Annotated in this window: 10 protein-coding genes; 4 read left to right on the top strand and 6 right to left on the bottom strand. The window is 37.9% G+C overall.

The genetic code is table 11. The annotated features are described in order from the left end of the window. The coding region (locus tag B9P78_RS10330; protein ID WP_233487809.1) for a hypothetical protein at positions 1-265 on the top strand (265 nt) is incomplete at its 5' end. Between the two features lie 360 nt (positions 266-625). On the opposite strand, the gene B9P78_RS08195 is transcribed toward B9P78_RS10330, so the two are convergent. Beyond that, positions 626-1,570 carry an aldo/keto reductase family oxidoreductase gene (locus B9P78_RS08195; protein WP_094518988.1) on the bottom strand — a complete coding sequence of 315 codons (945 nt, stop codon included), beginning with the start codon at positions 1,568-1,570 and terminating at the stop codon, positions 626-628. Between the two features lie 116 nt (positions 1,571-1,686). After that, positions 1,687-2,499, bottom strand: coding sequence for a DUF1189 family protein (locus B9P78_RS08190; protein ID WP_094518987.1), 813 nt, complete (start codon positions 2,497-2,499; stop codon positions 1,687-1,689). A gap of 152 nt (positions 2,500-2,651) precedes the next feature. On the opposite strand from B9P78_RS08190, the gene proC reads away from it, so the two are divergent. Both proC and B9P78_RS08180 read left to right on the top strand, forming a co-directional pair. Continuing rightward, a complete protein-coding gene (proC, locus tag B9P78_RS08185) occupies positions 2,652-3,461 on the top strand; it encodes a pyrroline-5-carboxylate reductase (protein WP_094518986.1) in 810 nt (269 codons plus the stop codon). Between the two features lie 133 nt (positions 3,462-3,594). Continuing rightward, complete coding sequence (locus B9P78_RS08180; RefSeq protein ID WP_094518985.1) at positions 3,595-4,689, top strand: aromatic acid exporter family protein; 1,095 nt, start codon at positions 3,595-3,597, stop codon at positions 4,687-4,689. 50 nt (positions 4,690-4,739) lie between these two features. Here B9P78_RS08180 and pulA read toward each other — a convergent pair whose 3' ends face one another. Together pulA and B9P78_RS08170 are read right to left on the bottom strand one after the other, a co-directional pair. After that, positions 4,740-6,728, bottom strand: a complete 1,989-nt coding sequence (pulA, locus tag B9P78_RS08175) for a type I pullulanase (protein ID WP_094518984.1) — start codon at positions 6,726-6,728, stop codon at positions 4,740-4,742. A gap of 257 nt (positions 6,729-6,985) precedes the next feature. Then, positions 6,986-8,242 (bottom strand): SGNH/GDSL hydrolase family protein, encoded by a 1,257-nt coding sequence (locus B9P78_RS08170; RefSeq protein ID WP_094518983.1) that lies wholly within the window; start codon positions 8,240-8,242, stop codon positions 6,986-6,988. 191 nt (positions 8,243-8,433) lie between these two features. Between B9P78_RS08170 and B9P78_RS08165 the strand changes: the two genes are divergently transcribed. Beyond that, positions 8,434-8,976, top strand: a complete 543-nt coding sequence (locus tag B9P78_RS08165; protein WP_094518982.1) for a DUF402 domain-containing protein — start codon at positions 8,434-8,436, stop codon at positions 8,974-8,976. 158 nt (positions 8,977-9,134) lie between these two features. Here B9P78_RS08165 and mutY read toward each other — a convergent pair whose 3' ends face one another. Both mutY and recX read right to left on the bottom strand, forming a co-directional pair. Then, complete coding sequence (gene mutY / locus B9P78_RS08160) at positions 9,135-10,361, bottom strand: A/G-specific adenine glycosylase (RefSeq protein WP_094518981.1); 1,227 nt, start codon at positions 10,359-10,361, stop codon at positions 9,135-9,137. Between the two features lie 27 nt (positions 10,362-10,388). Further along, the gene (recX, locus tag B9P78_RS08155; protein WP_094518980.1) at positions 10,389-11,501 is read right to left on the bottom strand and encodes a recombination regulator RecX; all 1,113 of its coding nucleotides are present in this window, start codon (positions 11,499-11,501) and stop codon (positions 10,389-10,391) included. Positions 11,502-11,687: the final 186 nt, after the last annotated feature.

The raw sequence follows: 11,687 nt of genomic DNA, 5'->3' as shown, positions 1-11,687 counted from the left end.
TGAGCCAGGATCAAACTCTCATGAAAGTTTTCATGAGCTTGATTGCTCATTAAAGTTTGCTGACTTATTTATAGTAGTTCTCACTACTTTAGTAACTTTCGTTACTGAATTGTTGGTTTCAATCTTACCGATTGAACACCTACACAATTTGGTTTGTCTTCTTTGTTCAGTTTTCAAAGGTCTATTTCGTTGCCTTGCAGCAACTCATATATCATATCATCTTCATTCAACGTTTGTCAATAGAAAATTTAAAAAAGTTTTTTAACTTCTCTTGCTTAACGTCTCTTGTAGAAGCGACTTTAATATCATAACTTACTAGCCAACTGCTTGTCAACAAGTAATTTAAAAATATTTTTCGTTGTGATGACAGCGTTTAAAACGCGTTCACGACAACTATTAAACAATACCATGTATTCAATATGTAAGTCAATAATATTTTTAAAAAAACTCAAATTTATTTCTTACGTGATTACAATAGATAATTATTTCCGTAACAAGAATTATAGCAAGGAATGCTTCAGCTTTCAAGTGAATTTCTTTAAAAATTTCAAAAAAGGTACTTTTCAAAGAAAAACGAACCTCCGTTTCCGAAAGTCCGTCCCTGTTTTTTTAATATTACTGATTCTTATGGTAATAAGTTACCTGCACTCTGATAAATGTCGTACCATTCTTCGCGTGTAAATTGAATGTCACTACCTTTAGCATAATTCAAAATACGGTCGATATTAGTGGTACCTAATACCACTTGTGTACGACCTGGGATTCTTAAAATCCAGGCAATAGCTGCAGCTTCTTTATCAATACCATAGCGCGCGCCAATTTCTTCAAGTTTTTCATTCAGTTCTTTGTATGTTGGATCGTTAAAGAATACGCCATTTTCGCCTTGAATAGGAGACCAAGCTTGGACTGTCATGTCATGTAGTCGCGCATAATCAATTAATTCACCTGCACGATTGATGCCTTCATCATTCTTACGGTTTACATTGAAGCCGTAATCCAATGCTAAAGTATGGGCTGGTGATAGTTGAATTTGATTAGCTACAATATCTTGTTTTACATAACGTTTCAATAGATCAACTTGTAGTGGCGTATGGTTACTTACACCAAAGTGGCGAACTTTACCACTGGCTGCTAATTCTTCGAATGCCTCAGCGATTTCTTCTGGTTCCCATAAGGCATCATTTCTATGGAGTAATAGTATGTCTAAATATTCTGTTTGTAATCGTTCAAGACTTTCATCTACTGAAGTAAGAATATGTTCTTTTGAAAAGTCAAAGTAATTACGCTTGTTGTCATTAATCGTACCTGGTAAGTAGATACCCACTTTGGATTGTAAGACGATATCTTCTCGTTTGATATCTAAGCCCGCGAAAGCTTCACCAAACAACTTCTCAGCACCACCACGTTCTCTTACATAGATATCAGCGTGATCAAAGAAATTTAATCCTGCATCAACTGATTTTTGAATTAAATCTTGCACTTCTGCTACACTTTTATCTTCAATGCGCATGCAACCTACTGCAATGTTTGGTACAAATAAGCCTGTATGACCAATTTCAACTTTTTTCATTATCTTTCCTCCGTATCGAGTGATTATTATAGAAAACGGTTTCTTATGCTACACATGAATTATACCCTTTACATTCTCAGATGGAAATCATTTCACCTCATTAGGGTAAATGAAATTTATATCATGGTATTACGCTTAAAGCCTGTTTGACGGTATGACCAGTATAACATTGCTATCGTACCTATCCATAAAATTGGTAGCATCACTGCAGTTGTTGGAAAAGCAATACCTACTATTATAGCAACAATTGCCGGAACCCCCATGGCCATTGCAACCATACCTACACAATATTCAAAAGAAAATAAATCATGGAAGTGGTGTTTTTGTAGGATATTTAAACGACTCGCTACTAGCAATAAGCCCCCCAATCCTAAGATAAAGAAGGTTAATTGACGTGTCATGATTAACATCTGTAAATTCTGCGTATTTATTTCAACATGGTAATTTTGACGTAAACTTTCGACAAGCTGTCCGTTATCCCCTAAATGATCCATCAGATCAAGCGGTAAATTCGCCGTATAGCGTGTATCACTATCCACTTGATAGACAAATTGATCTGGCAAAATGAGTAAGATACTTTCGTTATCTTTTAAATAACCTTCTATGTTATCAGCACTCGGTATCATCACAACCTTCATGGCATTTCCTTCGATGATTTGATCAGTAAGGTCCGAAGCAAACACGCCATTATCATAATTTAAAGTCGCTAATCGACTAGCTGTATCATCCGGCAACATGTTTGTTAATTGATCAAAGTCTTGATTGACCGATTTGTCTTCTATTGATTTGAAAGTTGAATAAAATGGTAAAGTCATCAAAATCGTCCATATGACCATAACAAATACCGATTTCCACCAAGTCATCTTATAGCGATGGTGAAAGATATTACTCGGGCTGAAAATATCACGAATATAATGAATCGGAAACATAAATTTTGTTCGCTCCTTTTTTGTACTGCCTTCATTATAACGGACGATATAAAGATTGATAGTGCGTATTTAACTTAGAGCGAAAAATACAGGTATATGCTAGAATAATCTTGATAAGGAAATGTCACTATTTTCCAGAAAGAAGGACGATTATGGGAACAATTAACAAAACGATCGCCATTATTGGTATTGGTAATATGGGCGGTGCAATTTTAAATGGTTTAATCAAAGCTGCTGAAGTAAATAATGCGCAATTACGCGCTTCTCGTGCCAATGCTGAGAAGGCAACTGCTGACAGTGCAAAATATGGTATTCCTGTGTTAACAGATAATGTTGCTACTGCTGAAAATGCAGATGTTATTATACTAGCAGTGAAACCTTACCTGATAAAAACGGTAATTGATGAAATTAAACCTGTGATTCAATCCAATGCGATTGTCATTTCGGTTGCCACTGGTTATAGCTTAGCGGATGCTAGTGGTCAATTGGGGGCGCAAGCCAAATTTGCTCGTGTAATGCCGAATATTCCAGCTCAAGTTGGGGAAGGTATTTCTGGCGTAGTCTTTAATGACCAGTTAACAGATGATGATAAAGCGATCATCCTCCAAATTTTCAACACTATTGGTACAGCGGAACCCTTAAATGAATCTCAATTAGATGCCTTTACGGGAATTGCAGGTTCTAGCCCGGCAATTATTTTCATGATTATTGAAGCAATGGCTGATGCGGGTGTTGCTAAAGGGTTAACCCGTCCACAAGCTTTGGCCTTTGCCAAACAGGCTGTAAAAGGTTCTGCCCAATTAGCTATTGAATCTGATTTGCATCCGGGTGCGCTAAAAGATGCGGTTTCAACACCGGGTGGCACAACAATCGAAGAAGTACGTACTGCAGAAGCGATGAATTTACGCAGCACGATTATGGAAACAATCATTGCTGGAATTGATAAATCGGCTTCCCTATAACAATAATTTTTGGGGGAATCGTTAGGAATACTTTAATTTATAGCGCATATGCTGATTTTCATGTGATTTCATAGTAATATAGTATGAAAAGCGATTAGATGATTTTTAGAAAACATAAAAGGATTGAATAAAAATGAAACTTGGCGCTCGAATGTTTAAAACGGGTCTTGGGGTGGCCCTGAGTATTATGCTCGCGAACTGGCTCCCGTTTGTTGAACCTGCTATTCCTGCCTTCACTGCAATTCTAGGTCTCCAACAAACTGTACGCGGCTCAATTGACACTTTCTTTAATCGTGTTTTTGCTGCGATTTTAGGTGGTGTAGTTGCTGTATTTATGGTTCATTTCTTTGGTAATAATGCACTCATCATTGGGGTAACTATTACCATGTTCATTGGTATTTTAAATGCCATGAAAATGTCCAATGTCATTTCGCTTGCAACGATTACCTTAGTAGTAATCATGTTAAATGACCCTAGCATGATTATGCAAAGTGCACTTTCGCGTGTCATCGAGTCTCTTTTAGGGGTTACCGTATCCCTATTCGTTAACGTGTTTGTTTTACCACCCAAATATGATGCCATTCTATATGAAGATATCAACAAAACGACAAATGAAGTTTTAGTTCGATTACGTGCAATACTTCGGAAAAATGGTGAATACTCTACCCTAACTTCTGATATCATGTGGGCAGAGAAACGCATAGCTCATTCAAAAAAATTATATACCCTGTTGAAAGATGAGAATGTTTGGTCTAAGCGTAAAATTCCAATGCTAAAAAGAAAACTTGTTGTTTTCCGAGCTTTCATTGTGTCGCTACAACAATCACTAGCACTTCTAGCGGTCCTACATACCCACACGAACATCATGTTCCAATTACCAGATGAACTGAGAATGCAGATTCGCGAACGAATCGAAACGTTATGTTCGGCACATGAGCAAATTTTCCTAAAATTTGATGGGCGTATTTCACCACTTGAAGTGAATTTCTTCCAACCCACACAGTATTACCGCCAAGAACTGATGGATAGCATTTTTGAATATGCTGCGATTAAACAAACCGCCACACAAGAGGAATTCGAGCGTTCGAATGCTTTAATGTTGATTACCGGTCAACTTGTTTCATATGAAGAATCCTTAATAAAATTAAACACCCTAATCCGTTCATACCGCATTCATCATGACGAAGATGATTATCAAGCCGACTCATTAGAAGGTATTGAAGGATAGAAAAAGGAGCCGAGAATTTTCTCGGCTCCTTTTTCTGTAGCTATATTTTACTAATGAACACGTTCTAGAATTAGCGTAGATAGGACTGGGACTGTTGTATTGCCGTTACCTTGAACCAATGGGATGAATTCATCTGCAACAATCTTATTATCACGTGCAAGTGTCCGCCAGCCACCTTCTGGAATCCACACTTCAACATCATTTACTTGCGCATTAAAGATGATAATCAATTCTTGCTCAGCCGTGTGGTAATGCACTTCAATAATCTGGTAGTCAGATTTAATCACAGTAACATTTTCCATAAAAGTTTCTTGGTGTTCCTCTGTAAAGAATGGATATTTCTTCCGAATTTTCAAAAGCCCTTTAAAATATTCAACCGCATCAATATTTGTAGCCATCAAGTCCCAATCAATGCTATTAATTTCATCTCCAGCATTATAGGTGTCACGAATCCCATGTTTGGTGCGGAAAAACTCTTGACCACTTTGGAAAAATGGCATCCCTGCTGAAAATGCGATAATGGCGTTCCCCAATAATTGGCGTCTTTTCCGTAAATGAACAGATTCTTCCCCATGGGTCATAGCGATTTTATCACGCAAGGTACGGTTATCGTGAACCTCAATATATTGAACTAGTTGTTGCGCTTGAATAATATTTGCATCTCTTTTAGACAAGTTACCCCCACCTAAAAATGACGCTAAGACAGCTTGTTCCGTCATAAATTTTCCGGTAATAAAGCCAGGATCAGCCGCATCGCCGTAATCTGAACCGCGAATGGCATCGCGTAATTGATCATTAAAGTAGGAAATTTTCGGTGTTTTATAGGCATTACGTAGTATAGCTTTTTTATCATTAGCTAATAGCGTATCTAAATCCCATCCTTCACCATATATTAGGATTGACGGATCTACCTTATCAAGGGCTTCACGGATGAGATTAAGTGTTTCGATATCATGTAAGCCCATCAAATCAAACCGGAAGCCATCAATATGAAATTCCTTAGCCCAATATACGACAGACTCAATCATATAGCGGCGGAACATTAAACGCGTTGAATCGGTTTCGTTCCCTACACCCGATCCATTCGACAGCACGCCATTACTATGATATCTAAAGAAATAGTATGGTACGGTTAAATTTAATGGGTGGCGTTCGTGTTCGTAAACGTGGTTATACACCACATCCATAATTACACGCAAACCTTTCTTATGCAGCGCTTGAACCATTTGCCGCATTTCTTTTAAACGGGCAACTGGTTCACGAGGCGCAGTTGAATAAGACCCCTCCGGCACATTATAATGCATGGGGTCATAGCCCCAATTGTAGTTATCAGGTTGATCGTTCAATTCATCGACAGTTACAAAATCAGCCAGGGGCATCAGTTGTATATGGGTAACACCTAGATCAGCTATGTAATCAAGTCCAGTTGGATAGTCGTTTGCGGTGCGACTCCCTTCTTGCGTCAGCCCCAGATATTTACCGCGCCACTCTTTATGGACACCAGAATTTATATTAGATGTTAGGTCCCGAACACTAGCTTCATAGATGATGGCATCGCGTGCATTTGCGAACGCTGGACGAACATCATTGTCCCAGTCATCTGGAATACCTTCATCTAAATCTACAACAACTGATCGTCCACCATTAACTGTTACAGCTTGTGCATATGGATCTTGCGTAATCGTAACGGTAGAATCTGGGAAAAAGATACGATACATATAAGGGGTATTCTTAAAATCCCCTTCGAGTCGAGCATAGTAAGTCCCCGTCTCGCTTTCCTCAGTCATCTCATAAACTTCATATTCATCTGAAACATCCGATGCATACATCAACAATTCAACATCTATTGCTGTTGGTGACCAGATACAAAATGATGTGTGGTCTTCGTGATAGCTACAACCTAAAAATCCATCATAATAATATTCTTTATCAAAAGCGTCAGACGACATCGTTTCGGCCATACGTAAGCGAATTAATTCAGGATCTACCGTTTCCACCAAGTCAAAAATTTCTTGGATAGTTGCAATTTCTTTTGCCATATTTGCCTCATTTCCTAATTTAAATGTTAATGTCGTTATTATTTTGCTTCAATTGCGTAGGTTCAGGAAATCAAACGATCAATAATCATTTGACCTTTGAGTTAACACCATACTGATATACTAAACAGCTTTTGGCACACTCTTATTTCTCATTCCTATTCTAACTAGAAATTTTGCAAAAAACTAGAAAAACTTCCAAAAAAGTGAAAACATTTTCATTCACTCTTTTAGAAGTTTTTTTCAGTTTATTAAATAAATTATTCAACGACACTTTCTTCAGAAGATAAGCTTGATGATTCTTCATCAACTGCACTATTATCGCTTGAAGAAGATACTTCTGGCGTATATGTAGTATCATTTTCAATTGAAGATGATTCATAATATGATGCTTCCGCTGCTGCTTCTGCTGCCGCCGCTTCCTCAGCTGCAATTGATTCAGACTCGGCAATCGCTGCATTTTCCGCATCAATAGAGGCTTGCTCTTCGGCTGCAATTGATGCTGCTGCCGCTTCAGCTTCTAGTGACGCTTGTTCTTCAGCTGCAATTGACTCAGACTCGGCATCTAGTGACGCTTGTTCTTCGGCTGCAATTGATTCTGATTCAGAACTTGCATCAATGGCTGCTTGTAATTCTTGAACATCTTTATTTTCACCGTTGTAACCATTTGTTGCATCGATTGTCGCCTTTTCGATATGACGTGTTAAAACATTCAACATTAATTCGTTTGCTTCGTCAGTAAAACCATCTTCAGTATACGAATTTTCTAAAGTTACTTCTTCAGATTTATCACGATCTGAAGTGTATGCCGTATGAATATCAAAGAAGTTGTACCCAAGATCATTAATTGCATCTTTACTCGTTTGTCTATAAGAAGCATAATCATCATTTTCTTCTAAGGCCTGGTCAAGTGGCGGGTAGGCTGCAAATACAATTAATGCACTTGGCAAGTCTAAACGAATGGTATTGTATAACTCTTCCAAGTTGGCTTTATGGTCTTCTGCAGAAATAACTGCTTTGAAATCTTCCTCCACAAAGGATGGAATTACGATTAATTGGGGGTCACCCTCTGTTAAACTGCCACTATATTGTGCAATCATATCTGCACTTGTCAATCCCGTCCAATCAACACCATTCACAGTAGATTCAGTCAATCCCACCTCTTTTAAACGAGAAGCGATTGTTTCTGTCCATGCTTCCTGTCCAGCTTGATTACGGGCAAGGGTAATTGTTGGTGTTTGTTCTTGATTTTGAACATAGAATAAATAACTCAAGGCAGTTGTTTCCGCACGATTTTCATTGAAGGCAGCTACCAAGGTTTCAGGGTCATAATCAGTTGTGCTACTTGAGCTCGTATCGAAGTTCACTGATACTGATGAAAAAGTACTTGCTTGTTCAGCTAACATATTCTGTTGACGTGAGCGGTAAACAAGATAACTCCCCCCCACGAGTACCAAACTAATAACGATAAACACAATCGTTAAAAGCATTTGCTTTCGATTTGCTTTTCTATCCATGTATGGGCTCCTTTATAAGCTTTTCTCAATATTTATTCTATCATATAACAAATAACTACTAAAACAAATGAAAACTTTTTCAAAAAAATTTGTCAGATTGTTTCTATGGGCAATTTGTCTACTTTTTCAAATGTCATTATGATATAATATTCATGTTTCAACCTAGCTAGGTGTAGAAAGTAGGTTTAGTGATGAAAAATCCCAAAGAAGGCGAATTCATCACAGTCAAAAGCTACAAACACGATGGGTCATTACATCGCACTTGGCGAGATTCTATGGTTTTAAAAACAAGTGATCAAAGTATCATTGCTTGCAATGATCATACTTTGGTAGTTGATTTTGATGGTAGACGTTGGGTTACCAGAGAACCTGCCCTACTATATTTTCATAAACACTATTGGTTCAATATCATTACAATGATTCGCCCGAACGGTGTTTCATATTATTGTAATTTAGCTTCGCCTTACGTCATGGATGATGAAGCCTTGAAATATATCGATTACGATTTAGATATCAAGATTTTCCCAGATGGTAAACGCAAACTATTAGATGTAGACGAATATAAAGACCATCGTCAATTGATGGAATATTCTGCAGATATTGATGCTATATTAAAAGACAACGTACAAGAACTTGTCCGTTGGATTAATGAAGAAAAAGGTCCTTTTTCTAAAGAGTATGTGGATATATGGTATGAGCGGTATTGTCAACTCACTCAAAAACGCAAGAAATAAATCATAGTAGTGTCAAAGTCGTAGATAAAGACTGTGGTGACTATCAGTATAATAGTCCATTACAAAACAAGAGCCCAAGACATTCCGTCTTAGGCTCTTGTTTTTTCTCATTGAGATTACTTTTTTATTTAAATTGCTAGCGACTGCCATCATCCACTTTATTCTTTTGCCTTCACATATTCCTGATAGGCTGCCCAAATTTTCATTTGCACAGTTGGGAAAGCAAATTGATCGAATTGATGTGGTGATACCCAAGCATAGTTCCCTTGGCCAGCTGCAATCATATTATTGATTCGTTTTTCATCTTGTGGAGTCATTTGACCATAATTTAGATGAATATGCCAAATCAAATGGGTGAATATATGTTTCACATAACCAATTTCTTTTTTCATTAAAATCGGTTGAATACCATATGTTTCGTTTGTTTCTGCCACTAGATACTGCGCAATTTCATCCGGGGTTTGACCTGAATCTTGAAAATCATTCACATCAATTAAGGGCACCGTCCACATATTTTTTAATAATTTATGCTGACTTCGTTTTTCTATCAAGACTTGTCCCTTAGCATTTTTCAACACCAATGCATGGTAATACACGGGCTTGGCTTTAGCCTTTTTACTCTTGACTGGATAGTGATCCGTGGTTCCCGTCAAAGTTGCTAAGGTGAAATCTCGTAAAGGACTCAGTTCTGGCATTGCTTGTTTGGGCGTTTCATAAGAAGAACCCAAATCCATGATGGCTTGGTTGAAATCCCCCGGACGGTCTGGGTCCACCAAATATTGTCCGATTGCTTCAAATATTTTTCGGTTAGCCGGTTTTTGAATGTCTGCGTTAATCATAAATAATCGCGAAAAAACGCGCATGGCATTCCCATCAATTGCCGGTACTGGAATACCAAAGGCTATAGAGGCAATCGCACCTGCCGTATAAGGACCAATCCCTTTCAATTTTTGAATGTCTGCTAATTGATTGGGAAATATGCCATCATGTTCGGACATAATTTGCTTGGCCGCAGTTTGCATATTGCGGACTCTGGAATAGTAACCCAAGCCTTCCCACACTTTTAATAATTGATCTTCTTCAGCTTCAGCCAAGTCTTTGATTGTTGGAAAAGCCGCTAGAAATCTAGCAAAATAACCAATTACTGTTTGCACACGTGTTTGTTGTAACATAATTTCTGATATCCAAATACGGTAAGGGTCCTTGGATTCCCGCCAAGGTAGACGTCTACTCTCCCCATCATACCAGGTTAAAAATACTTTACGAAAAGCCTTGTTGGTTTCTGGTCCCCACACTTGAACCCCTTCAATTTCAGGTCCTAAATCTTGTATAGCTGATTTACCTACAAAGGTTGCTATATCAATATCTTGATTTACAGCTGTCAAAAAATAGCCTCCTCCTTACATTGCTTGTTAATAATCGTTTTCTTCAAATGTTTCAATCGCTTGATTGATTAATTCTGAACTATACCCTTTGTTATAAAGCATGCCTTTCACCTTAAAGGTACGGTCTTTGACTTTTAATTTTTGATAGCGACGCATATATTTTTCTAAATCTTTCATTAATACGGCCATTTCCTGATCTTCATCCTCATTATCTGCGGACAATTGGCGCATCAATTCTTGAATCACGTCAGAATCGTAGCCTTTTTGCACTAAATATTGCTTGGTTTTTTGAATTGCATTTCGGTGCGACGCTTTCCGCAATTGCTTTTGGAAGTACTTTTCAGCAATGTCTAAAGCATTTTCGTTCATTATTTCTTGGTCATATTCAGCAATTGATTGACTAATTTCTTCGTCATTCAACCCTTTATTTTTTAATTCGCGTTCAATCATTTTTGGCCCCTTTTTATTGATATTCATAGCTGCTCTTGTGTAGGACTGGCCATAAACTGTGTCGTCGATGAGTTTGACTTTTTGTAATTTTTCAATCGCTGTTTCTATGACTGCTGGTTCGATTGCTTCCTCTTTGAGTTTATCTCGTACTTCTTTCTCAGATCGGAGTTGATGACTTAAATATCGAACTGCTATTTGATAGGCATAATCTGCTTTATCTACTTCTTTGATATCTTTGACAAAATCCCTATCCAATTCTTGCCCTTTATGTAAGGCAAATTTGACTAGTGTATTTTCACTAATACCAAAGGCAAATTGATCATTTAAGTAAATATTAAAACGTTTTTTATTCTTTTTCTGTACTTCAATCAGGGTGATTGTACCAGATTGGATATCAGCATCAACTGCCGCTTGTCGCTCTTGTTCTAACGTATCTGGTGCCTCAAAATCTACTTCCATAGAAGGTTTTTGCGCACGCAATAATTGCGCTTTTGCTAGTAAATCTTGCGCAGGATTTAAGCTATCGTCAGCTTGAACCACCTTTTTTGATGGTGCTTTTGGTCTAGGTGTTTTGGTTTTTTCAGGGGCTGCAGGAGTTGGATTGTACTTCGTCACGGCAGGTTTGGCCGGACTTCGCTTGCTATTGCCAATTTCTGACAATTTCATTGGACCTCTTTTTTTCTCAGGCATAACGTACCTCCTCTTTTGTCATATGAATAAGATGACTGCATGTATTTCTTAGTATCATTCTATATAAGTTGAATAAAAGTTTTACCCTACAGCCTCACACAGAGACGGTCAATCACCTTCTTCCGCTCCCCATCGATCCAACGGAGGAAGCCGCGGACGGCCAGGATAATCTTCTGGACGCTCGGA

It is taken from the genome of Aerococcus sp. 1KP-2016 (assembly GCF_002252085.1).
In the GTDB taxonomy this organism is placed as follows: Bacteria; Bacillota; Bacilli; order Lactobacillales; family Aerococcaceae; genus Aerococcus.
The sequence above is the reverse complement of the archived record's forward strand: the minus strand, read 5'-3'. Positions and strand labels throughout refer to the sequence as shown.